Raw genomic sequence first — 23597 nt, 5'->3', positions numbered from 1 at the left:
GAAAATGCTAAACTACCATGACCGAACTTGAACAGCTTCAGGCCAGCGCCGGGCAGGCCGCCACACTCTTAAAAGCGATGAGCAACCCGCGCCGGCTGCTGATCCTCTGTACCCTGTGCGGAGCGCCCGGCACCAGCGCGGGAGAACTGGCGCGAGCCACGGGGCTAAGTCCTTCCGCCACGTCGCAGCATCTGGCGCGCATGCGTGAGGAAGGTCTTATCGACAGCACCCGCGACGCGCAGCGCATCCTCTATTTCATTAAAAACGATGCGGTACACCAGCTAATCAGCACCCTGAAAACCCTTTATTGCCCGTAAGGAGTCGCCATGTCCCTTCCTCTTCTTTCACCGCACCAGGCCAATGCCCGCGTCGCTGAAGGCGCAAAACTGATTGATATCCGTGATGCCGATGAGTACGCCCGCGAGCATATTCCCGCCGCGCGATCCGTGCCGCTGGATACCTTACCCGGCGGACTTAACGCGCAGGCGGGTGATACGGTGATTTTTCACTGCCAGTCCGGCGCCCGGACGTCGGGGAATGCCGACCGCCTTGCTCAGGCCGCCGCGTCCGCACAGGCATTTGTCGTCGAGGGAGGCATTCAGGGCTGGAAGCAGGCCGGGCTGCCGACCGTCGAAGACAAATCCCAGCCGCTGCCACTGATGCGTCAGGTACAAATTGCCGCCGGGCTGCTGATACTCTGTGGCGTAGTGCTGGGCTATAGCGTCTCCAGCGGCTTTTTCCTGCTCAGCGGTTTTGTCGGAGCCGGGCTGCTGTTCGCCGGTGTCACGGGCTTTTGCGGTATGGCGCGACTGCTCAAGGTGATGCCCTGGAACCGGCGTACCTCATAAGCAGTAATCGGTGAAATACGCTGTACCCGGCGTCATGCGTGGGCTAAGGTGAAGATCGCTAAAACGATGAGGAGGTAATATGTTTTCTGTCGGTGATTATGTGCAACCGCGTAAAGGCGGCCCGAAGCTGAAAGTGCTCGAAGTGAACGGTGACAGCATTGTGGCGGTCCAGGCCAGCAATGAGCAAGGCGAGAAATATACTCTGAAAGCTGCCGATCTGGCGCCGTATACCGAAGAAGGCGATTTCGGCGTCTGCTGAACAGCCAGCCGGGCGGCGTGTTCCGCCCGGCTCACCTGTTAGATCAGAAAATCATCCAGTGATTTACCTTTAGCCAGCGCGCTGGCAATAGGCTTCGGCGTGCGGCCCTGGCCGGTCCACGTTTTCTCTTCACCGTTCTGGTCAATAAAACGATATTTTGCTTCACGCGGCTTGCGCTTTTTCGCGGGTTTACCCGCCTGCGCCAGTTCAGAGCCCAGCAGATCGGTCGGTGAAATACCATCGGCTTTCATCAGTTCCAGCAGGGCATTAATTTTTTCCTGCTGCTCAGCACGCTGCTGCTCTAATTCCGTCAGCTCACTCCGTTTCTCTTCGGTAACGACCCTGACCTTTTCCAGCATTTCCTCAAGAACGTCCAGGGTTAATTCACGCGCCATGGCGCGCAGAGTTCGGATATTATTAAGATTCTGTAACGTCAAAGACATATTATTTGCAAACCTTCTCTTTAGGGTAAATAGATAAATCGCCGACAGAATAATTCATTTCCATAGAAATATCTACCCGCGAGCCCGTCCTGCCAGTAATGTAAATATAGTTAAATACTACCGTTAATATTATCTTATGACGCATATGGGATATGCACAGACTCAATCATCACATCAATATAAATGGTCAACCTTAATCAAAATTTCAGCATCCTGCGCTACGCGCAAGAGGAGCAAATCCCATCTCGACGCCACAAACATCAACCATCTGATTTACATGAAAAAAATCATCAAGCGAGACAGATTATAACGAACCGAACAAAAAACAACCAACTTTAGAGAATTTTGTGGACAAAAGGCGATTAAATAAAAATTAATCACTAGTTGTTAGTTCAAATGCAGAGATATACGCTATACACGTCAAACAAACCAACCTAAAGCACTAATCGCTTCGGGAAAATCGTTTCTTTTGTGCGCTTCTCAAGGAGTTCAGACATGTTCTCACCGCAATCACGCCTTCGCCATGCCGTGGCGGATACTTTCGCGATGGTTGTCTACTGTTCCGTTGTGAACATGCTGATCGAAATATTCCTCTCCGGAATGTCCTTCGAGCAGTCACTTTCTTCTCGTCTGGTGGCAATCCCGGTCAATATTATTATTGCATGGCCTTACGGGTTATACCGCGATGCGGTAATGCGTTTCGCGCGTCGTATCAGCCCCGCAGGCTGGGCGAAAAACCTGGCGGACGTTCTGGCGTATGTGACGTTCCAGTCGCCGGTTTACGTGGCTATTCTGCTGACGGTGGGTGCAGACTGGCACCAGATCGCTGCGGCCGTGAGTTCGAATATTGTGATTTCAATGCTGATGGGTGCGGTATACGGCTATTTCCTCGACTACTGCCGCCGCCTGTTTAAGGTCAGCCAGTACAGCCAGGCAAAAGCGTGATGTGAAGCGACTGGCGCACGCCAGTCGCGAATTTACTGTACGTCGCCAAACAGTCCCTTCAAAAACCGCTCCAGCGCCATGCGTGAGCTGAAACCATGCGGAATACCATAATGCTCATGCCGTTCGCCGCCTAAATAGAGCGGAAATTGCTGATAATGATCGCAGGTTTTAATATCCGAGGCAGGCTCAGCAAATGACAGACTTCTGTCTTTCAGTGTCGGGTGAATAATGAGAGCGGTACGTCCCATTCTTGCTTCGCGATTAACGTAAACATAATTCTCGCCACGGCGATATCCATACGCTTTTGATGTCACCTCATCCATGGTGAATCCCTCTTTTTCAAGAACGCGCGCCACCTCATCAGGTCGTAAATACATATCTTTTCCTCGTTATCTTTTCCTGCCCGGCAACCTTACAGTATTCAGCATTAGCAGGGCTTTCAGAATAATCCATAAACTGCCGGATAACGCGTGATGCGCTTCAGATATTAAATTTCTGAACTAAACTGAACGGGAACACAAAATTACGGAGGATCGTATGTTTAACAGACCGAACCGAAACGATATTAATGACGACGCTCAGGATATTCGTAATGATGTCAGCCAATTAGCGGATACGCTGGAAGAGGTGCTGAAGTCCTGGGGAACTGACGCGAAGGACGAAGCGGATGCCGCAAAACGTAAGGCTCAGTCTCTGCTCCGTGAAACCCGCGCGCGTTTGAACGGGCGTACGCGCACGACTCAGGCTGCCTGCGATGCGGTCAGCTGCGCAACGACCTTCGTGCGCGAAAAACCGCTCTGCACGCTGGGCACGGTCGCGGCCGTCGGGATCTTCGTGGGTGCCCTGCTTAGCCTGCGTAAATAATCCCTCGCGCACGTTTCTCAGCCCCGGTGGCCAATGGCTGCCGGGGCTTTTCTTTGCCTTCTTGCCTGAAAAAGCCGCACAGCCTGCCCTGCCCCGCTGTGCTCATCATAGGGGCAACATCAATCTAAATTTCCCATATCTTGTATGGTTGAAACTTAAGACAACTACATCTAGTATTCCTTTTAGCAAGACACACACAACCTGACGCGACGATTCGCGCCGCAATCTCATTTTAAATGGAAATACGAATCATGAGCATTATTATTTACACTCGTAACGATTGTGTTCAGTGCCACGCCACAAAACGGGCAATGGAAAGCCGCGGGGTGGCTTTTGAGATGGTGAATATTGACCAGCAGCCCGAGGCCGCCGATACCCTGCGCGCGCAGGGTTTTCGTCAGCTTCCGGTGGTGGTCGCCGGGGAGACAAGCTGGTCTGGCTTTCGCCCGGACATGATTAACCGCCTCGCCGCGCAGGCCGCCCGGGCATGAGTGGGCTGGTTTTCTTCTCCAGCAGCTCGGAAAACACGCTCCGCTTTATCGAGCGCGTCGGGCTGCCTGCGGTGCGCATTCCGCTCAACGAGCGGGAGCGGATCCGGGTAGAGGAACCGTACATTCTGGTGGTGCCGAGCTATGGCGGCGGCGGCACGGCGGGCGCGGTACCCCGCCAGGCGATCCGCTTTCTGAACGATCCTCATAACCGCGGGCTGATTCGCGGCGTGATCGCGGCGGGCAATCGCAATTTCGGCGACGCCTTTGGCCGCGCCGGAGATGTCATCTCTCAAAAATGCGGCGTGCCGTATCTCTATCGTTTTGAGCTGATGGGGACACAGCAGGACGTCGAAAACGTGCGTAAAGGAGTGAACGAATTTTGGCAACGACAACCGCAGAACGGGTGATTCAGGCGACACCGGATTACCACGCATTAAACGCCATGCTTAACCTCTACGATCGCGAGGGGCGCATCCAGTTCGATAAAGATCGTGAGGCGGTGGATGCCTTTTTTGCCGCCCACGTGCGGCCCAACAGCGTGACGTTTGCAAGCCAGAATGAACGTCTCGACTATCTGGTTAAAGAAGGCTACTACGAAGAACGCGTGCTGACCCGCTACGACCGCGCCTTTGTGGTGAAGCTGTTTGAACGCGCCCACGCCAGCGGCTTTCGTTTCCAGACCTTCCTCGGCGCGTGGAAGTACTACACCAGCTACACCCTGAAGACCTTTGACGGCAAGCGCTACTTAGAGAGCTTTGAAGATCGCACCGTGATGGTAGCGCTGACGCTGGCACAGGGCGATGAGGCGCTGGCGGAGCAGCTAGTCGATGAGATCCTCTCCGGACGCTTCCAGCCCGCCACGCCGACCTTTCTCAACTGCGGCAAGGCCCAGCGCGGCGAGCTGGTTTCCTGCTTCCTGCTGCGTATCGAAGACAATATGGAGTCGATTGGCCGCGCGGTGAACTCGGCGCTACAGCTTTCCAAACGCGGCGGCGGCGTGGCGTTTCTGCTCTCTAACCTGCGCGAATCGGGCGCGCCGATCAAGCGCATCGAAAACCAGTCCTCCGGCGTGATCCCGGTGATGAAGATGCTTGAGGATGCGTTCTCCTATGCCAACCAGCTTGGCGCGCGCCAGGGGGCGGGGGCAGTTTACCTGCACGCGCATCATCCGGACATTCTGCGTTTTCTGGATACCAAGCGCGAAAACGCCGACGAAAAAATCCGCATCAAAACCCTGTCGCTCGGCGTGGTGATCCCGGATATCACCTTTAAACTGGCCAGGGAGAATGCCGACATGGCGCTCTTCTCGCCGTACGATATTGAGCGTATTTATGGCAAAGCGTTTGGCGATGTGGCCATCAGCGATCTTTATGACGAGCTGGTGGCCGACGATCGCATTCGCAAAAAAACCATTAACGCCCGCGATTTCTTCCAGACGCTTGCGGAGATCCAGTTTGAGTCCGGCTATCCGTACATCATGTATGAAGATACGGTAAACCGCGCGAACCCGATTGCCGGGCGCATAAACATGAGCAACCTGTGCTCGGAGATTTTGCAGGTCAACAGCGCGTCAGCCTACGACGAAAACCTGGACTACGCGGACATCGGCAAGGATATCTCCTGCAACCTCGGGTCGCTGAATATTGCCCACACCATGGATTCCCCAGACTTTGGCCGCACGGTGGAGACCGCCATTCGCGGGCTTACGGCGGTGTCGGACATGAGCCATATCCGCAGCGTGCCGTCTATTGAAGCGGGTAACGCCGCGTCGCACGCCATCGGGCTGGGGCAGATGAACCTGCACGGCTATCTGGCGCGGGAAGGCATCGCCTACGGCAGTCCGGAAGGGCTGGATTTCACCAACCTCTATTTCTACACCATTACCTGGCACGCGCTGCACACCTCGATGATGCTGGCGCGCGAGCGCAACCAGCGGTTCGCGGGATTTGAGCAGTCCCGCTATGCCAGCGGGGCGTATTTCAGCCAGTATCTGGAAGGCGACTGGCAGCCGAAAACCGAAAAAGTGCGCGAACGGTTTGCCCGCGCGGGGATTACCCTGCCGACGCGCGAGATGTGGCAGCAGCTGCGTGACGACGTGATGCGCTACGGCATTTATAACCAGAACCTGCAGGCCGTCCCGCCGACCGGATCGATTTCCTACATCAACCACGCCACGTCGAGCATTCACCCGATCGTGTCGAAAATTGAAATCCGTAAGGAAGGCAAAACCGGGCGCGTTTACTACCCTGCCCCGTTTATGACCAATGAGAACCTGGCGCTCTATCAGGACGCGTATGAGATTGGCCCGGAAAAAATTATCGATACCTACGCCGAGGCGACGAAACATGTGGATCAGGGGCTGTCGCTGACGCTGTTCTTCCCGGACACCGCCACCACGCGGGATATCAACAGAGCGCAGATCTACGCCTGGAAGAGAGGCATCAAAACGCTCTACTACATTCGCCTGCGCCAGCTTGCGCTGGAAGGCACCGAAATCGAAGGCTGCGTGTCCTGCGCGCTGTAAGGAGAAAGGATGAAACTGTCACGCGTGAGCGCCGTTAACTGGAACAAGATCCAGGACGACAAAGATCTGGAAGTGTGGAACCGCCTGACCAGCAACTTCTGGCTGCCGGAAAAGGTCCCGCTCTCCAACGATATTCCGGCCTGGCAAGCGCTCGGCCACGCCGAGCAGCAGCTGACGATCCGCGTCTTTACCGGCCTGACGCTGCTGGACACCATTCAGAATACCGTCGGTGCTCCGGCTCTGATGAGCGACGCGCTGACGCCGCACGAAGAAGCGGTGATGTCGAACATCAGCTTTATGGAGGCGGTGCATGCCCGCTCCTACAGCTCGATTTTCTCCACCCTGTGCCAGACCAAAGACGTGGACGCGGCCTACGCCTGGAGCGAAGAGAGCGAGTCACTACAGAGAAAGGCGGAATTGGTGCTGGCGTATTATCGCGCCGACGAGCCGCTGAAGAAGAAGATCGCCAGCGTGTTCCTGGAATCCTTCCTCTTCTATTCCGGCTTCTGGCTGCCCATGTACTGGTCGAGCCGGGGCAAGCTCACCAACACCGCCGATTTGATTCGCCTCATCATTCGTGATGAAGCGGTGCACGGGTATTACATCGGCTATAAGTATCAGAAAGGGCTGGAGAAAGTCAGCGAGGCGAAGCGCGAGGAGCTTAAAGGCTTTGCGCTTGATTTGCTGATGGATCTGTACGACAACGAGCTGAGCTATACCGAGGAACTGTACGCCGGCACCGGCTGGGAGGACGACGTGAAGGCCTTCCTCTGCTACAACGCCAACAAGGCGCTGATGAACCTGGGCTACGAGGCGCTGTTCCCGCCGGAAATGGCGGAGGTGAACCCGGCGATTCTGGCCGCGCTGTCGCCCAATGCCGACGAAAACCACGATTTCTTCTCGGGGTCGGGCTCATCGTATGTGATGGGCAAAGCGGTGGAAACCGAGGATGAAGACTGGGATTTTTAATGAACGCTAACGTTCGTTAATTTAATATAAACCCAACAATTATCTCTCGAATATTTACAAAACAACTACACTGTAATTTCCGCGTCATATTCGCCTGAATGATTCCGATTCAGGCGAAATTTCCCGATGCAGCAGCAAAAAATTGAGAAAAATTCAAACCGCCCTCAGCCCTTTATTCATGGGAAATTCAGCCGTTTCGCTTGCGTCAAAATTCTGCCCTCAGCTCGACTCAGGGTTGTCTCAGATTCTGAGTATGTTAGGGTTATGCCCGTTAACAATTTACCATGGTAATCATATCGGCATAAACAAATAACAGGACACTCTCTATTGCATGGCAATTAAATTAGAAGTGAAAAATCTTTATAAAGTATTTGGCGAGCACCCGCAGCGCGCATTCAAATATATTGAGAAAGGCCTTACGAAAGAACAAATTCTGGAAAAAACCGGGCTATCGCTTGGCGTTAAAGACGCCAGTCTGGCCATTGAAGAAGGCGAGATTTTTGTCATCATGGGATTATCCGGCTCGGGTAAATCCACTATGGTTCGCCTTCTCAATCGCCTGATTGAACCCACCCGCGGACAGGTGCTGATTGACGGCGTGGATATCGCCAGAATATCAGACGCAGAGCTTCGCGAGGTGCGCAGAAAGAAGATCGCAATGGTGTTCCAGTCATTCGCGCTGATGCCGCACATGACGGTGCTGGATAATACCGCCTTCGGCATGGAATTAGCCGGTACGCCCGCTCAGGAACGTCAGGAAAAAGCCCTTGATGCACTGCGTCAGGTCGGGCTGGAAAATTATGCACATGCGTACCCGGATGAACTTTCCGGCGGTATGCGTCAGCGCGTGGGATTAGCCCGTGCATTAGCCATTAATCCAGACATATTATTAATGGATGAAGCCTTCTCCGCCCTCGATCCGTTAATTCGCACCGAGATGCAGGATGAGCTGGTAAAATTACAGGCTAAACATCAGCGAACTATTGTCTTTATTTCCCACGATCTGGATGAAGCCATGCGTATTGGCGACCGTATTGCCATTATGCAAAACGGTGAAGTGGTGCAGGTCGGCACGCCGGATGAAATTCTCAATAATCCGGCCAATGATTATGTCCGTACCTTCTTCCGCGGCGTGGATATTAGCCAGGTCTTTAGCGCTAAAGATATTGCCCGTCGAGCGCCAAACGGCATTATCCGTAAAACGCCAGGCTTCGGCCCGCGCTCGGCGCTGAAGCTGCTGCAGGACGAAGACCGTGAATACGGTTATCTGGTTGAACGCGGCAATAAATTTGTTGGCATTGTCTCCATCGACTCCCTGAAAACCGCGCTAGGCGAAAACCGGGGAATCGATGCGGCGTTAATTGACGCTCCGCTTGCCGTGGACGCCGAAACGCCGCTCAGCGAGTTGCTCTCTCACGTGGGACAGGCGCCGTGCGCCGTGCCGGTCGTGGGTGAGGAACAACAGTACGTCGGCATCATCTCAAAAGGGATGTTGCTGCAGGCTTTAGATCGCGAGGGGGCAAACAATGACCGATCAATCTAACCCGTGGGGCACCGCTGAAGCAGCGGATAGCGCTACGCAATCCACCGATGCGTGGGGTTCCACGCCCGCCCCTGCCGATGGCGGCGGCGCGGCAGACTGGCTCAACAGCGCACCCGCGCCTGCGCCAGAACACTTCAACATCATGGATCCGTTCCACAAAACGCTGATCCCGCTGGACAGCTGGGTCACGGAAGGGATCGACTGGGTGGTCACGCACTTCCGTCCGGTCTTCCAGGGGATCCGCGTCCCGGTGGATTACATCCTGAACGGCTTCCAGCAGCTGATGCTGGGCATGCCGGCGCCGGTCGCCATTATCCTGTTCTCCCTGATCGCCTGGCAGTTCGGTAGCGCAGGGATGGGGGTCGCCACGCTGATCTCGCTGATTGCCATCGGCGCGATTGGCGCCTGGTCGCAGGCGATGATCACCCTGGCGCTGGTGCTGACCGCCCTGTTCTTCTGCATTGTCATCGGCCTGCCGATGGGGATCTGGCTGGCGCGCAGCCCGCGGGCGGCGAAGATTATTCGTCCGCTGCTGGATGCGATGCAGACCACCCCGGCGTTCGTCTATCTGGTGCCTATCGTGATGCTGTTCGGCATCGGCAACGTGCCGGGCGTAGTGGTGACCATCATCTTCGCCCTGCCGCCGATTATTCGTCTGACCATTCTGGGGATCAACCAGGTGCCTGCTGACCTGATAGAAGCGTCACGCTCGTTCGGTGCCAGTCCGCGCCAGATGCTGTTTAAAGTTCAGCTTCCGCTGGCGATGCCGACCATCATGGCGGGCGTTAACCAGACGCTGATGCTGGCCCTGTCGATGGTGGTGATTGCCTCGATGATCGCCGTTGGCGGTCTGGGCCAGATGGTGCTGCGCGGCATTGGCCGTCTCGACATGGGGCTGGCCACCGTCGGCGGCGTCGGGATCGTGATCCTCGCTATTATTCTTGACCGCCTGACCCAGGCCGTCGGTCGTGATTCACGCAGTCGCGGCAACCGTCGCTGGTATAGCACCGGCCCTGTCGGGTTACTCACCCGCCCTTTCACAAAATCAAAATAAGGAACAACGATGCGACATAACGTACTTTTTGCTACCGCGTTTGCCACCCTTGTCTCCACCAGCGCGGTTGCGGCAGACCTGCCGGGCAAAGGCATTACCGTGCAGCCGGTGCAGAGCACCATTTCAGAAGAGAGCTTCCAGACCCAGATCGTCAGCCGCGCGCTGGAGAAGCTGGGCTATACGGTCAACACGCCGAGCGAAGTGGATTACAACGTGGGCTACACGTCGATTGCCTCCGGTGACGCCACCTTTACCGCGGTGAACTGGCAGCCGCTGCACGACGACATGTATGCCGCCGCCGGTGGCGACAAGAAGTTCTATCGCGAAGGGACCTTCGTGACGGGTGCAGCGCAGGGTTATCTGATCGACAAGAAAACCGCCGATAAGTACCACATCACCAATATTGAACAGCTGAAAGATCCGAAGATCGCCAGGCTGTTCGACACCAACGGCGACGGCAAGGCCGACATGATGGGCTGCTCGCCGGGCTGGGGCTGTGAGGCGGTGATTAACCACCAGAACAAAGCCTTCGATCTGGCGAAAACGGTCGACGTGAGCCACGGTAACTATTCAGCGATGATGGCCGACACCATTGCCCGCTTCAAAGAGGGTAAACCGGTGATCTACTACACCTGGACGCCGTACTGGGTGAGCGACGTCCTGAAGCCGGGTAAAGACGTGGTGTGGCTGCAGGTACCGTTCTCCTCCCTGCCGGGCGAGCAGAAAGATATCGACACCAAACTGCCGAACGGCATGAACTACGGCTTCCCGGTGAACACCATGCATATCGTGGCCAACAAAGCCTGGGCGGAGAAAAACCCGGCGGCGGCGAAGCTGTTCTCGGTGATGAAGCTGCCGCTGGCGGACATTAACGCCCAGAACGCGATGATGCACGCGGGCAAATCGTCTGAAGCGGATGTGAAAGGCCACGTGGACGGCTGGATCAAAGCCCACCAGCAGCAGTTTGACGGCTGGGTGAAAGAGGCGCTAGAGGCGCAGAAGTAAAAACAAAACCCTACCCCTCACCCTAACCCTCTCCCCAAAGGGGAGAGGGCTGGGGTGAGGGGATCAATCCGCACCATCCCCTAAACCGCACAATACATCACCCAACAATCCCCCAACATTCACAATCATTAGCTATTATGGTTTCCGGAAAAATAATCACTCAACTAACGATTCCTGAAACTAATGACAAAAACAACCCAAGGGCTTAGCCCCGCGCTCATCCTTTTAATGTCCGTGGCAACGGGTCTGGCAGTCGCCAGCAACTATTACGCGCAGCCTCTTCTCGACACCATCGCCCGTGCGTTCAATCTCTCCGCCAGCTCCGCAGGCTTTATCGTCACCGCTGCACAGCTGGGCTATGCCGCCGGGCTGCTGTTCCTGGTGCCGCTCGGCGATATGTTTGAACGCCGAATGCTGATCGTCTCCATGACCCTGCTGGCTGCCGGTGGGATGCTGATCACCGCCAGCAGCCAGTCGCTGACGATGATGATCGTCGGTACCGCGCTAACGGGGCTGTTCTCCGTGGTGGCGCAAATCCTGGTTCCGCTCGCCGCGACCCTCGCCTCTCCGGAAAAACGCGGCAAGGTGGTGGGAACCATCATGAGCGGCCTGCTGCTGGGGATTTTGCTGGCGCGTACCGTTGCAGGACTGCTGGCAAGCCTGGGCGGCTGGCGCACCGTATACTGGGTGGCGAGCGTGCTGATGGTCGTCATGGCGCTGGCGCTGTGGCGCGGGCTGCCAAAGGTGAAGCAGGAAAACCACCTGAACTATCCTCAGCTGCTGGCCTCCGTTTTCAGTCTGTTCACCCAGGATAAGCTTCTGCGCACCCGCGCCCTGCTGGGCTGCTTCACCTTCGCTAACTTCAGCATCCTGTGGACGTCGATGGCGTTTCTGCTGGCCGCGCCGCCGTTCAATTATTCCGAAGGGGTGATTGGCCTGTTCGGCCTGGCCGGCGCCGCAGGGGCACTGGGCGCGCGTCCCGCAGGCGGGCTGGCCGACAAGGGCAAATCCCACCTGACCACCTCCGCAGGGCTGGTTTTACTTCTGCTCTCCTGGGCGGCGATCTGGTACGGACACATCTCGGTGCTGGCGCTGATCGTCGGTATCCTGGTACTCGATCTCACCGTACAGGGCGTTCACATCACCAATCAGACCGTCATCTATCGCGTGAAGCCAGAGGCGCGTAACCGCCTGACGGCAGGATACATGACCAGCTACTTCATTGGCGGCGCTGCGGGTTCGCTCATTTCAGCGTCGGCCTGGCAGCATGCAGGCTGGTCGGGGGTATGTGCGATTGGGGCCATCGTCGCCGCCCTTAACCTGCTAGTATGGTGGCGCGGCTACCATCGTCAGGATGCAATTAACTAAGATTTACATTGCGTTGGCCTCTTAGGGTGTTAAGAGGCCCTTCACTCTGTTAATGTAAACGCAATCATTTATCCCAGAAATTTTAATGTGGGTGACATATTTACAATCGGCATGAATAGTTCAGACCCCCGTCCTCACATCCTCTCTTCAGCGGGTTCACACCCTACGCTTTCTGTGCTCACCGGGTCACGGACTTACCCGGCGCTTTCTGATGGTGACATAAGTTTGGCGGATATAACCGCACAAATAATACATTTACATTATTTGTCACTATCGTTACTATATCGGCTGTAATTAATGAGGTTATGCCCAAATGGATAGTTCGTTTACGCCCATTGAACAAATGCTTAAATTCCGCGCCAGTCGCCATGAGGACTTCCCGTACCAGGAAATCCTGCTGACCCGCTTGTGCATGCACATGCAGGGTAAGCTACTGGAAAACCGTAATAAAATGCTGAAAGCTCAAGGGATTAACGAGACGTTGTTTATGGCGTTGATTACGCTGGAGTCTCAGGAAAATCACAGCATTCAGCCTTCCGAACTGAGCTGCGCGCTGGGCTCCTCCCGTACCAATGCGACCCGAATTGCCGATGAACTCGAAAAGCGTGGCTGGATTGAACGCCGTGAAAGCGACAACGATCGCCGCTGCCTGCATCTGCAACTGACCGATAAAGGTCACCAGTTCCTGCGTGAGGTGCTGCCACCTCAGCACAATTGCCTGCACAAACTCTGGTCTGCCCTCAGCACCGCCGAGCGCGACCAGCTTGAGCACATCACTCGCAAGCTGCTCACCCGTCTGGACCAGATGGATGAAGACGGCGCCGTTCTTGAGGCGCTGCGCTAACGCGACGACACGCTCACCATTCCAGATTCATAAGAAAACCGACAGGCCAGCACGTCACACTGCTGGCCTTTCTGACGACAGGTCGGCTCAGCCGATGTGAAAATAAGAAGATCGTGGAGAACTACAATGAGCGCAAATGCGGAGAGCACTACCCCGCAGCAGCCGGGCAACAAGAAAGGCAAACGTAAGAGCGCCCTTCTTCTGTTGACCTTGCTCTTTATCATTATTGCCGTGGCATATGGGATCTATTGGTTTTTAGTACTGCGTCATGCTGAAGAGACTGACGACGCGTACGTGGCAGGGAACCAGGTACAAATTATGGCGCAGGTGTCGGGCAGCGTGACGAAAGTCTGGGCTGACAATACCGACTTTGTGCAAAAAGGCGATGTGTTGGTGACCCTCGATCCAACCGACGCCCAGCAGGCGTTTGAAAAAGCACAGACCGCGCTGGCCTCCAGCGTCCGTCAGACCCGCCAGCTGATGATCAACAGCAAACAGCTGCAGGCCAACATCGACGTGCAGAAAACGGCGCTGGCTCAGGCGCAGAGCGACCTGAACCGCCGCGTACCGCTCGGCACCGCTAACCTGATTGGCCGTGAAGAGCTGCAGCACGCACGCGATGCCGTTGCCAGCGCTCAGGCACAGCTGGATGTGGCCATTCAACAGTACAACGCCAACCAGGCGATGGTGCTGGGCACCAGCCTGGAAAACCAGCCCGCCGTACAGCAGTCGGCGACCGAAGTGCGCAACGCATGGCTTGCCCTGCAGCGTACCAAAATCGTCAGCCCGATGACCGGCTATGTCTCCCGTCGTTCCGTACAGCCTGGTGCGCAAATTAGCCCAACCACGCCGCTCATGGCGGTCGTGCCGGCAGACAATCTGTGGGTAGACGCCAACTTTAAAGAGACGCAGCTTGCCCATATGCGTATCGGCCAGACCGCGACGGTCGTCAGCGACATCTACGGCGATGACGTGAAGTACACCGGGAAAGTGGTTGGCCTGGATATGGGGACCGGCAGCGCCTTCTCCCTGCTGCCTGCACAAAACGCCACCGGTAACTGGATCAAAGTGGTTCAGCGTCTGCCTGTGCGTATTGAGCTGGACGCCAAACAGCTGGCGGATCACCCGCTGCGTATCGGCCTCTCTACGCTGGTGACGGTCGACACCGCCAACCGCGACGGTCAGATCCTGGCAAGCCAGGTGCGTAGCAGCCCGGCTTATGAAAGCAACGCCCGTGAAATTAGCCTCGATCCGGTCAACAAGCTGATCGATGACATCGTGAAGGCAAACGCCGGTTAATCCGAAGGTGAGCGTTATGCAACAGCAAAAGCCGCAAAAACCGCTGGAAGGCGCGCAGCTGGTCATTATGACCATCGCGCTGTCGCTGGCGACATTCATGCAGGTGCTGGACTCCACCATCGCAAACGTGGCGATCCCGACCATCGCCGGTAACCTTGGCTCGTCGCTGAGCCAGGGAACCTGGGTCATTACCTCGTTTGGGGTGGCAAACGCCATCTCCATTCCGATTACCGGCTGGCTGGCAAAGCGCGTCGGTGAAGTGAAGCTGTTCCTCTGGTCGACGGTATTGTTCGTTCTTGCCTCCTGGGCGTGCGGCATGTCCAGCAGCCTGACGATGCTGATCTTCTTCCGCGTTATTCAGGGGATTGTGGCCGGGCCGCTGATTCCGCTGTCGCAGAGTTTACTGCTGAACAACTACCCGCCCGCCAAGCGCTCGATTGCGCTGGCGCTGTGGTCGATGACCGTGATTGTCGCCCCGATTTGCGGGCCTATCTTAGGCGGCTATATCAGCGACAACTATCACTGGGGCTGGATCTTCTTCATCAACGTACCGATTGGCGCCATCGTGGTAATGATGACGCTCCAGTCGCTGCGCGGCAGAGAAACCCGGACGGAACAGCGGCGCATCGACGCCATTGGTCTGGCACTGCTGGTTGTCGGCATCGGTAGCCTGCAGGTCATGCTCGACCAGGGCAAAGAGCTGGACTGGTTCAACTCCCGGGAGATCATCATCCTGACGATTGTCGCGGTGGTGTCGCTGAGCTTCCTGATTGTCTGGGAGCTGACGGACGACAACCCGATAGTCGACCTGTCGCTGTTTAAGTCGCGAAACTTCACCATAGGCTGTCTGTGTATCAGCCTCGCCTATATGCTCTACTTCGGCGCAATTGTACTGCTGCCGCAGCTGTTGCAGGAGGTATACGGCTACACCGCAACCTGGGCAGGTTTAGCCTCGGCGCCGGTTGGATTGATTCCGGTTCTGCTGTCGCCGATTATTGGCCGCTTCGCCCACAAGCTCGACATGCGCAGGCTGGTGACGTTCAGCTTTATCATGTACGCCGTGTGCTTCTACTGGCGCGCGTATACGTTCGAACCGGGAATGGACTTTGGCGCCTCCGCGTGGCCGCAGTTTATTCAGGGCTTTGCCGTGGCGTGTTTCTTTATGCCACTGACCACCATCACGCTTTCCGGTTTACCGCCTGAGCGCATGGCGGCGGCATCGAGCCTGTCGAACTTTACGCGAACGCTGGCGGGCTCGATTGGTACGTCGATCACCACCACCCTGTGGACGAACCGTGAATCGATGCACCATGCGCAGCTGACCGAAGCGGTGAATCCGTTCAACCCGAACTCTCAGCAGATGTACAGCCAGTTGCAGGGAATGGGCATGACGGAGCAGCAGGCGTCAGGGTGGATTGCTCAGCAGATCACCAACCAGGGGCTGATTATCTCGGCCAACGAGATTTTCTGGATATCGGCGGGGATCTTTATCGTCCTGCTGGGGCTGGTGTGGTTTGCTAAACCACCGTTTGGTGCCGGTAGCGGCGGCGGTGGCGCGCACTAGTCCTGTGCTCAGGATGCCGGGTGGCGGCTACGCTTACCCGGTCTACGCTTACCGGGCCGCCATCCGTAGGCCCGGTAAGCGTAGCCGCCACCGGGCATCCACAGGCTCATTACTAGATGTGCAGTTCCTGCAGTTTTTCTTTTGGCAGGGCCAGCTCTTCGTTGCTGTTCACGCGAACATCACGCTCGATGATGTGACGCGCGATTTCCTGCGCTTCTTCCAGAGAGTGCATCTGGTAGGTCCCGCACTGGTAAACGTTCAGCTCAGGGATCTGGTTCTGCTCTTTCACCTTCAGCACGTCTTCCATCGCCGCTTTCCACGCATCCGCGACGCGCTTCTCGTCAGGCACGCCAATCAGGCTCATGTAGAAACCGGTACGGCAGCCCATCGGAGAGATATCGATGATCTCAACGCCGTTGCCGTTCAGGTGGTCACGCATGAAGCCAGCGAACAGGTGTTCCAGGGTATGAATGCCTTTCTCAGGCATCACTTCTTTATTTGGCACGCAGAAACGCAGATCGAAGACGGTGATCGTGTCGCCGTGCGGGGTGTGCATGGTCTTCGCCACGCGAACTGCAGGTGCTTCCATACGGGTATGGTCGACAGTAAAGCTATCTAATAACGGCATACGTCACCTCCGATAGTGATTTTTTTTTAAAATAAACTGAACTCTTCTACAGAATGCGCGTCTGAGTATATGAAAGACGCGCATTTGTTATCATCATCCCTGAATTCAGAGATGTATATTTTGGCCACAGCGATGTGGCCTTTTTCTTTTCTGCTTAAGCCTGCTTCGCCAGAAAAGCCTCAAACGACTCGGTATCCGCCGCTTCAACCTCTTTCTGACGCATAACGGACGCATCGCGTTCCGCTACAAAATCCGCTTCGCTCAGTACTTCTAACGGCTCCTGCATCAGCATCTCACGGTACTCCGCTGAGAGTGAACGCCCCGTGCCGCCAATGCCCTGATCGATCATAGAACGCAGAATGCGTGCTGAGAACGTCAGTTCCGGATTATCAAAACTTTCCACCAGCCGATCGCAGATCTGTTGATACGCGTCGCCGCCGTCGATGCTGTCCATTGTCCGGGCAACGCGCTTCAGGTCGCGGAACAGATCTTTGCCGACTTTGGTCAGCGGGAACTGCGCCGTTTCACAGCCGATACCCAGCGTCAGACCCGGTTTACGCCCTTCCAGAATCACGCGGTTCCAGTTTGTACGGGTGCAGAGCAGTTCGTCTGAGCTCATTTCCGGCGCATCCGCCAGCACGCACCAGACCATAAACAGATCCAGGAAGCGAATCTGCTGTTCATCAACGCCAATCGGTGAGAACGGGTTGATATCCAGCGAGCGTACTTCAATGTATTCAATCCCGCCGCGCTGCAGCGCATCCGACGGGGTTTCACCGCTGCGCGTTACGCGCTTAGGACGAATAGGCGCATACAGCTCGTTTTCAATCTGCAGCACGTTGGTGTTGATTTGCAGGCGCTTGCCGTCTTTTTCGAGGCCGATTTTCTCGTACTCTTCCGACGGGGTTTTGATCGCCCGCTTCAATCCTGCCACATATTCGTGCAATTCGTTAAACGTAATACCGAGATTGCTTTGCGATTTATTGGTATAACCGAGATCGCTAAGGCGCAGAGAGGTAGCGTACGGGAGATAGTACATTCCGCACTCGGTCTTCTCGAACGGCAGCGTGGTCGGTTTCCCCTGCAGGAACGAAGAACAGATCGCCGGGGAGGCACCAAATAAATACGGGATCACCCAGCCGAAACGGTAATAGTTGCGGATCAGGCGGAAATAGCCTTCAGAGATCGCGTCTTTATCCGTTTCACCGCATTTCGCCTGCCAGAACGCCATAGGCAGCGAGAAGTTGTAATGCACGCCAGAGATGGTCTGCATCAACGCGCCGTAGCGGTTTTTCAGCCCTTCGCGATAGAGCGTTTTCAGCCGACCGATATTTGACGTGCCGTACTGCGCCAGCTCAATCTCCTGGCCCTGCTCGATATAGCACGGCATGCTGAGGGGCCACATACGCTCGTCGCCCATGTTGCGCGCGGTATAGCGATGGATATCGCGCATGATCGTCAGCATATGATCAATATCACCCTCTACTGGCGTAATGAACTCCAGCAGCGCTTCAGCGAAATCGGTTGTGATCCATTTATGTGTCAGCGCCGAGCCTAACGCCTTCGGGTGACCCGTCGTCGCTAAGCTACCGTCCGCGTTAACGCGCAGCGTTTCACGCTCAAGACCACGCTGAATACCCTTCAATGCCTGAGGGTGGTTTTCCAGCCAGGCCAGCGCCTGAGATACGTCCGGGATCAAATTGACCTCCCGCCTGTCAAAGTAATGTTACTCAGCATAATTGTAATGGTTGACGATTGAAGGTCGCGTATTCATTCCACCAATTAGTGCCACCACGTCATACCCTGTAGTGTTGCCCACGCCACGAGAACATAGCGCAACGCCTTGCCAAGGCACAAAAAAAAGAGCACCGGTCCCCAGGAGATGCGCATCCATCCCGCCAGCAGACACAGTAAATCGCCTATTACAGGCATCCAGCTTAATAACAGCGTGGCAGCGCCATAGCGTTTTAGCCAGCCGACTGCCTTTTCCTGCCAGCGCGATTTTTCGCGCAGCGGAAAGAAACGCCCAAGAATAACGTTAGTCAGCCCTCCAAGGCTATTACCCATTGTTGCTATTAATACAAGCAGCCAGGGCTGACTCACGCCGGACAACAGCATCGCCACCAGCACCACTTCCGAATTTCCCGGTAACAGCGTGGCGCTTAAAAAACTGCTGGCGAATAATGAGGCGAGTGACAGCGCGTCACTCACAGCAAGCGCACATCCACCGCATCCATTCCGGCATCACGCGCGGCCTGGATACCAAAATCGGCATCTTCAAACACGACACATTTTGCCGCCGGGACGCCCATTAACTCTGCGCAAAGCAGGAAGGTATCCGGTGCGGGCTTGTGATGTTTAACATGATCGGCGGCGACCACGGCAGAAAAATAGTGGCGCAGGCCAAGATGGTTGAGTAATGCCTCAGCGATCGCACTTTCGCTACCCGTTCCTACCGACATCGGACGACGCCCGTGCCACTCTTTTACCACATCAATCAGCGGCAAAGGGCGTACGGTATCTAAAAGCATGGCTTTTACCGCATCGGTTTTTTCGCGCGCGAGCAGGTGCGGGTCGAGATCGGCCTGATTCAGTTCAATCACGGCCTGTGCAATACGCCAGGTGGGGGATCCGTTGAGGGCAATCATCGCCTGAAGATCGAAACGCATACCGTAGCGGCCCAGGACGTCAGTCCAGGCTTGACGATGCGTGGGTTCGGTATCCAGGAGAGTGCCATCCATATCGAAGATCAAACCGTCATACTGTGCGTACATCGTGCTCTCGCTAAACGATTAACAAAGCATTACTTTATCGTAAATGGTGATTTTTGTCGCTGATTGAGAGTGTGATTGCTGACGGAACGTCGAAGGAATAAACAAAGAAGGAGAAGATGGTGCATCCGGGAGGATTACTCGGCTTACGCCTCGCCCTGCGGGCCGTTGCTAAAGCAACGTTATCCTCCCTGGTGCTTGCGATTAACTCGCAGACCTTAAAACAACAGCATCGCTGTTATCCAGGAGAATATGGTGCATCCGGGAGGATTCGAACCTCCGACCGCTCGGTTCGTAGCCGAGTACTCTATCCAGCTGAGCTACGGATGCATCAGGGAACTACTTTCAGAAATAATAATGGTGCATCCGGGAGGATTCTAACCTCCGACCGCTCGGTTCGTAGCCGAGTACTCTATCCAGCTGAGCTACGGATGCATCAGGGTACTGCTTTCAGAAATAGTAAATGGTGCATCCGGGAGGATTCGAACCTCCGACCGCTCGGTTCGTAGCCGAGTACTCTATCCAGCTGAGCTACGGATGCATCAGGGTACTGCTTTCAGAAATAGTAAATGGTGCATCCGGGAGGATTCGAACCTCCGACCGCTCGGTTCGTAGCCGAGTACTCTATCCAGCTGAGCTACGGATGCAAAATGGCGGTGAGGCGGGGATTCGAACCCCGGATGCAGCTTTTGACCGCATACTCCCTTAGCAGGGGAGCGCCTTCAGCCTCTCGGCCACCTCACCACACAACGCCTCTTTCGAGTGCTTCGAGTTACTCGTTAAGAGCTTCTCGTCGCTGCGTGGCGCATATATTACTTTCTGGGACTTATAAGTCAAACAATTTTCCAAAAGCTTTTATCGTTTGCACAAATCACACGCAATTCGCATGTAAAAGCCGCAAAGAGGGTGTTTTATAAGCGGATTTTGCAGGCATTTTCACAGAAAACCTATGCAGAATTGGCGGCGTAAGGGCGAGTTTAGGGTAACCGAGTGGTTAAAAAGAGAGCGATTGAAATTAAACGGTAACGTTGAGCAGGAAAAATGACAGGAGGGTTGCGTCTCGCCCGACAGCGAGACGCGACAATATCAGTAACTGGACTGCTGGGATTTTTCAGCCTGGATACGCTGGTAGATCTCTTCACGGTGGACAGATACTTCTTTAGGAGCGTTAACACCAATACGTACCTGGTTACCCTTTACCCCTAAAACTGTCACGGTGACCTCATCCCCAATCATGAGGGTCTCACCAACTCGACGAGTCAGAATCAGCATTCTTTGCTCCTTGAAAGATTAAAAGAGTCGGGTCTCTTGTATCCCGGCATTATCCATCATATAACGCCAAAAAGTAAGCGATGACAAACACGTAAAGTGTAAGCAGTCACGGCATCACATTCTGTTAAACGTAAGTTTAGCCGATATACACAAACTCAACCTGACTTTATCGTTATCGATAGCACAGTGAACAAGACGCCATAACGTTACCGCTATGGCGTCTGCTTGTGCTTTGTAGTTATTACAGTTTCGCGCTTACCCAGCTTTCAACGCTGGCCAAAGCTTGCGGAAGTGCCGCCGCATCCGTACCACCGGCTTGCGCCATGTCCGGACGACCGCCCCCCTTGCCGCCCACCTGCTGAGCGACCATACCAATCAGTTCCCCTGCTTTTACGCGGTCGGTCACATCCTTAGAGACGCCCGCAATCAGAGAAACCTTACCTTCTGCCACTGTCGCCAGCACGATAACGGTAGAACCAAGCTGGTTCTTGAGATCGTCGACCATAGTACGCAGCATCTTAGGCTCAACGCCCGCCAGATCGCTGACAAGCAGCTTGACGCCCTTAATGTCTACAGCTTTGCTGGAGAGGTTTGCACTCTCCTGCGCCGCAGCCTGCTCTTTCAGCTGCTGCAGCTCTTTTTCCAGCTGACGCGTGCGATCCAGCGCAACGCGCACTTTCTCGCCCAGGTTCTGGCTATCGCCTTTCAGCAACTGCGCGATGTCGTGCAGCTGATCGCTCTGCGCATGCAGGCTGGCAATCGCACCTTCACCGGTCACCGCTTCAATACGACGCACACCTGCCGCCGTACCCGACTCGGAAACAATGCGGAACAGGCCAATGTCACCGGTGCGCGTTGCGTGCGTACCGCCGCACAGCTCGGTAGAGAAGTCGCCCATGCTCAGCACGCGAACGCGGTCGTCATACTTCTCACCAAACAGCGCCATCGCACCTTTTTTCTTCGCATCCTCGAGTTCCATAATATGGGTCTCGATTGGCAGGTTACGGCGGATCTGCGCATTCACCAGATCTTCCACCGCGCGGATTTCAGACGGTTTCATCGCTTCAAAATGCGAGAAGTCGAAACGCAGCACTTTGTCGTTAACCAGAGAACCTTTCTGTGCAACGTGGGTACCGAGCACGTCGCGCAGGGCTGCGTGCATCAGGTGGGTTGCAGAGTGGTTCAGACGAATGCGCGCGCGGCGAGCTTCATCCACGTTAGCCTGTACGCCCTCGCCCACTTTCAGAGAACCGGAAACCAGTTTGCCCTGGTGACCAATCGCCTGACCGTATTTCTGGGTGTCGCTGACGCTGAAGCTGAAACCGTTGCCTTTCAGTTCGCCCTTATCGCCAACCTGGCCGCCGGACTCTGCGTAGAACGGCGTTTTGTCCAGAATGACAACCGCATCCTGACCCGCGCTGATGCTGTCCACGGCTTTACCGTCAACAAACAGAGCGGTCACTTTGCCGGTCAGTTCCAGTGCGTCATAACCTTTGAATTCTGACGCGCTATCAACGCGGATCATCGCGTTGTAGTCCGCACCGAAACCGCTGGATTCACGCGCGCGACGACGCTGCTCTTCCATCGCGGCTTCGAAGCCCGCTTCGTCAACTTTGATGTTGCGCTCGCGGCAAACGTCCGCCGTCAGGTCAACCGGGAAGCCGTAGGTGTCGTACAGGCGGAAAGCGGTTTCGCCATCCAGCGTGTCGCCCTTAAGTTTCGCCAGCTCTTCGTCCAACAGCGCCAGACCGCGCTCCAGTGTACGCGCAAACTGCTCTTCTTCGGTTTTCAGAACCTGCTCTACCTGCGCCTGCTGGCGTTTCAGCTCATCACCGGCAGCACCCATCACGCCAATCAGTGGCCCAACGAGTTTATAGAAGAAGGTGTCCTTCGCGCCCAGCATGTTGCCGTGACGGATAGCACGACGAATGATACGACGCAGCACGTAGCCACGGTTTTCATTCGACGGGATAACGCCGTCGGCAATCAGGAACGCACAGGAACGAATATGGTCCGCGATAACGCGCAGCGATTTGTTGTTCAGGTCGGTCGCGCCGGTAACGTTCGCAACGGCTTTGATCAGGGTGCTGAACAGGTCAATTTCGTAGTTGGAGTTAACGTGCTGCAGAACCGCGGCAATACGCTCCAGGCCCATACCGGTATCGACGGAAGGCTTCGGCAGCGGCTCCATCGTACCGTCGGCCTGACGGTTGAACTGCATGAACACGATGTTCCAGATCTCAATGTAGCGATCGCCGTCTTCTTCCGGGCTGCCCGGAGGGCCACCCCAGATGTGGTCGCCGTGATCGTAGAAGATCTCGGTGCACGGACCGCAAGGGCCGGTATCACCCATCTGCCAGAAGTTATCAGACGCGTATGGCGCGCCTTTGTTATCACCGATGCGAATAATACGCTCGCGCGGGATCCCGACTTCTTTTTCCCAGATTTCGTAGGCTTCGTCATCGGTTTCATAGACGGTAACCCACAGACGCTCTTTCGGCAGGTTGAACCAGTTTTCACCGGTCAGCAGTTCCCACGCATATTGAATGGCATCGTGTTTGAAGTAGTCGCCGAAGCTGAAGTTACCCAGCATTTCGAAGAACGTATGGTGACGCGCGGTGTAACCGACGTTTTCCAGGTCGTTGTGTTTACCGCCCGCACGCACGCAACGCTGTGAGGTTGTGGCGCGGGAATAATTACGCTTGTCGAGACCAAGGAACACATCCTTGAACTGGTTCATCCCGGCGTTGGTAAACAGCAGAGTCGGATCGTTGTTCGGTACCAGGGAGCTGCTGGCAACAACCTGGTGTCCCTTACTATGGAAAAAATCGAGAAACGCCTGACGGATCTCAGCGGTGCTCTTGCTCATAATTATCCTGAAATCAAGCTAACGAAATGTCGTAGCC

General features: G+C 55.5%; 24 protein-coding genes and 5 tRNA genes. 16 read left to right on the top strand and 13 right to left on the bottom strand.

Going from position 1 to position 23597, the window contains the following annotated elements; all coding sequences use genetic code 11:
- Positions 1–17: 17 nt before the first annotated feature.
- From V4835_RS05710 to V4835_RS05700, 3 genes are all read left to right on the top strand, one after another.
- The gene (locus V4835_RS05710; RefSeq protein WP_063144167.1) at positions 18–317 is read left to right on the top strand and encodes an ArsR/SmtB family transcription factor; all 300 of its coding nucleotides are present in this window, start codon (positions 18–20) and stop codon (positions 315–317) included.
- 9 nt (positions 318–326) lie between these two features.
- On the top strand, positions 327–848 hold the full coding sequence (locus tag V4835_RS05705) for a rhodanese family protein (RefSeq protein ID WP_331411478.1): 522 nt from the start codon (positions 327–329) through the stop codon (positions 846–848).
- Between the two features lie 79 nt (positions 849–927).
- A complete protein-coding gene (locus tag V4835_RS05700) occupies positions 928–1107 on the top strand; it encodes a hypothetical protein (RefSeq protein ID WP_063144169.1) in 180 nt (59 codons plus the stop codon).
- A gap of 38 nt (positions 1108–1145) precedes the next feature.
- On the opposite strand, the gene stpA is transcribed toward V4835_RS05700, so the two are convergent.
- Positions 1146–1550, bottom strand: a complete 405-nt coding sequence (stpA, locus tag V4835_RS05695; protein WP_331411477.1) for a DNA-binding protein StpA — start codon at positions 1548–1550, stop codon at positions 1146–1148.
- 495 nt (positions 1551–2045) lie between these two features.
- Here stpA and alaE point away from each other — a divergent pair, with 495 nt between their 5' ends.
- Entirely contained in the window at positions 2046–2495 is a 450-nt protein-coding gene (alaE, locus tag V4835_RS05690) for an L-alanine exporter AlaE (RefSeq protein ID WP_121424489.1), read from the top strand.
- Positions 2496–2527: 32 nt separating this feature from the next.
- Here alaE and V4835_RS05685 read toward each other — a convergent pair whose 3' ends face one another.
- Positions 2528–2872 (bottom strand): DUF2002 family protein, encoded by a 345-nt coding sequence (locus V4835_RS05685; protein ID WP_023333165.1) that lies wholly within the window; start codon positions 2870–2872, stop codon positions 2528–2530.
- Between the two features lie 160 nt (positions 2873–3032).
- Between V4835_RS05685 and V4835_RS05680 the strand changes: the two genes are divergently transcribed.
- The 12 genes from V4835_RS05680 (at position 3033) to emrB (ending at position 16020) form a co-directional block, all read left to right on the top strand.
- The gene (locus V4835_RS05680; RefSeq protein ID WP_023333166.1) at positions 3033–3359 is read left to right on the top strand and encodes a DUF883 domain-containing protein; all 327 of its coding nucleotides are present in this window, start codon (positions 3033–3035) and stop codon (positions 3357–3359) included.
- 251 nt (positions 3360–3610) lie between these two features.
- Positions 3611–3850: a glutaredoxin-like protein NrdH gene (gene nrdH, locus V4835_RS05675; RefSeq protein ID WP_023294398.1), complete on the top strand. Its 240-nt coding sequence runs from the start codon at positions 3611–3613 to the stop codon at positions 3848–3850.
- The gene (gene nrdI, locus V4835_RS05670; protein WP_032642964.1) at positions 3847–4257 is read left to right on the top strand and encodes a class Ib ribonucleoside-diphosphate reductase assembly flavoprotein NrdI; all 411 of its coding nucleotides are present in this window, start codon (positions 3847–3849) and stop codon (positions 4255–4257) included. Before nrdH ends, nrdI begins: the two co-directional genes overlap by 4 nt.
- On the top strand, positions 4230–6374 hold the full coding sequence (gene nrdE, locus V4835_RS05665; RefSeq protein WP_331411472.1) for a class 1b ribonucleoside-diphosphate reductase subunit alpha: 2145 nt from the start codon (positions 4230–4232) through the stop codon (positions 6372–6374). Before nrdI ends, nrdE begins: the two co-directional genes overlap by 28 nt.
- Positions 6375–6383: 9 nt before the next feature.
- A complete protein-coding gene (nrdF, locus tag V4835_RS05660; protein WP_331411471.1) occupies positions 6384–7343 on the top strand; it encodes a class 1b ribonucleoside-diphosphate reductase subunit beta in 960 nt (319 codons plus the stop codon).
- Between the two features lie 331 nt (positions 7344–7674).
- Positions 7675–8886: a glycine betaine/L-proline ABC transporter ATP-binding protein ProV gene (proV, locus tag V4835_RS05655; protein ID WP_063144174.1), complete on the top strand. Its 1212-nt coding sequence runs from the start codon at positions 7675–7677 to the stop codon at positions 8884–8886.
- Complete coding sequence (gene proW / locus V4835_RS05650; protein ID WP_331411470.1) at positions 8870–9940, top strand: glycine betaine/L-proline ABC transporter permease ProW; 1071 nt, start codon at positions 8870–8872, stop codon at positions 9938–9940. The genes proV and proW overlap by 17 nt, the downstream gene beginning before the upstream one ends.
- 9 nt (positions 9941–9949) lie before the next feature.
- Positions 9950–10945, top strand: coding sequence for a glycine betaine/L-proline ABC transporter substrate-binding protein ProX (gene proX / locus V4835_RS05645; protein ID WP_063144176.1), 996 nt, complete (start codon positions 9950–9952; stop codon positions 10943–10945).
- A gap of 183 nt (positions 10946–11128) precedes the next feature.
- Entirely contained in the window at positions 11129–12313 is a 1185-nt protein-coding gene (locus V4835_RS05640; RefSeq protein ID WP_331411469.1) for an MFS transporter, read from the top strand.
- Between the two features lie 313 nt (positions 12314–12626).
- Entirely contained in the window at positions 12627–13157 is a 531-nt protein-coding gene (gene mprA, locus V4835_RS05635) for a transcriptional repressor MprA (protein WP_023308933.1), read from the top strand.
- Between the two features lie 126 nt (positions 13158–13283).
- A complete protein-coding gene (gene emrA, locus V4835_RS05630) occupies positions 13284–14456 on the top strand; it encodes a multidrug efflux MFS transporter periplasmic adaptor subunit EmrA (protein ID WP_063144178.1) in 1173 nt (390 codons plus the stop codon).
- A 16-nt stretch (positions 14457–14472) separates the two neighbouring features.
- On the top strand, positions 14473–16020 hold the full coding sequence (gene emrB / locus V4835_RS05625; RefSeq protein WP_063144179.1) for a multidrug efflux MFS transporter permease subunit EmrB: 1548 nt from the start codon (positions 14473–14475) through the stop codon (positions 16018–16020).
- A gap of 112 nt (positions 16021–16132) precedes the next feature.
- Here emrB and luxS read toward each other — a convergent pair whose 3' ends face one another.
- The 11 genes from luxS to alaS form a co-directional block, all read right to left on the bottom strand.
- Complete coding sequence (luxS, locus tag V4835_RS05620; protein WP_047646219.1) at positions 16133–16648, bottom strand: S-ribosylhomocysteine lyase; 516 nt, start codon at positions 16646–16648, stop codon at positions 16133–16135.
- A 154-nt stretch (positions 16649–16802) separates the two neighbouring features.
- On the bottom strand, positions 16803–18347 hold the full coding sequence (gene gshA / locus V4835_RS05615; protein ID WP_331411463.1) for a glutamate--cysteine ligase: 1545 nt from the start codon (positions 18345–18347) through the stop codon (positions 16803–16805).
- Positions 18348–18430: 83 nt separating this feature from the next.
- Entirely contained in the window at positions 18431–18859 is a 429-nt protein-coding gene (locus tag V4835_RS05610; protein ID WP_008499541.1) for a YqaA family protein, read from the bottom strand.
- Positions 18856–19422 (bottom strand): fructose-1-phosphate/6-phosphogluconate phosphatase, encoded by a 567-nt coding sequence (yqaB, locus tag V4835_RS05605; protein ID WP_032648006.1) that lies wholly within the window; start codon positions 19420–19422, stop codon positions 18856–18858. The genes V4835_RS05610 and yqaB overlap by 4 nt, the downstream gene beginning before the upstream one ends.
- 250 nt (positions 19423–19672) lie before the next feature.
- Positions 19673–19749, bottom strand: a tRNA-Arg gene (locus tag V4835_RS05600).
- A gap of 28 nt (positions 19750–19777) precedes the next feature.
- Positions 19778–19854 (bottom strand) — tRNA-Arg (locus V4835_RS05595).
- Between the two features lie 29 nt (positions 19855–19883).
- A tRNA-Arg gene (locus V4835_RS05590) sits at positions 19884–19960 on the bottom strand.
- Between the two features lie 29 nt (positions 19961–19989).
- Positions 19990–20066: transfer RNA gene (locus V4835_RS05585), tRNA-Arg, on the bottom strand.
- A gap of 4 nt (positions 20067–20070) precedes the next feature.
- Positions 20071–20163, bottom strand: a tRNA-Ser gene (locus V4835_RS05580).
- A 342-nt stretch (positions 20164–20505) separates the two neighbouring features.
- A complete protein-coding gene (gene csrA, locus V4835_RS05575; protein WP_000906486.1) occupies positions 20506–20691 on the bottom strand; it encodes a carbon storage regulator CsrA in 186 nt (61 codons plus the stop codon).
- Between the two features lie 241 nt (positions 20692–20932).
- Positions 20933–23560 (bottom strand): alanine--tRNA ligase, encoded by a 2628-nt coding sequence (gene alaS, locus V4835_RS05570; RefSeq protein WP_331411461.1) that lies wholly within the window; start codon positions 23558–23560, stop codon positions 20933–20935.
- Positions 23561–23597 lie beyond the last annotated feature (37 nt).

This window comes from Enterobacter cloacae complex sp. CARB60 (genome assembly GCF_036487345.1).
Classification (GTDB): Bacteria; Pseudomonadota; Gammaproteobacteria; order Enterobacterales; family Enterobacteriaceae; genus Enterobacter; species Enterobacter asburiae_D.
The sequence above is the reverse complement of the archived record's forward strand: the minus strand, read 5'-3'. Positions and strand labels throughout refer to the sequence as shown.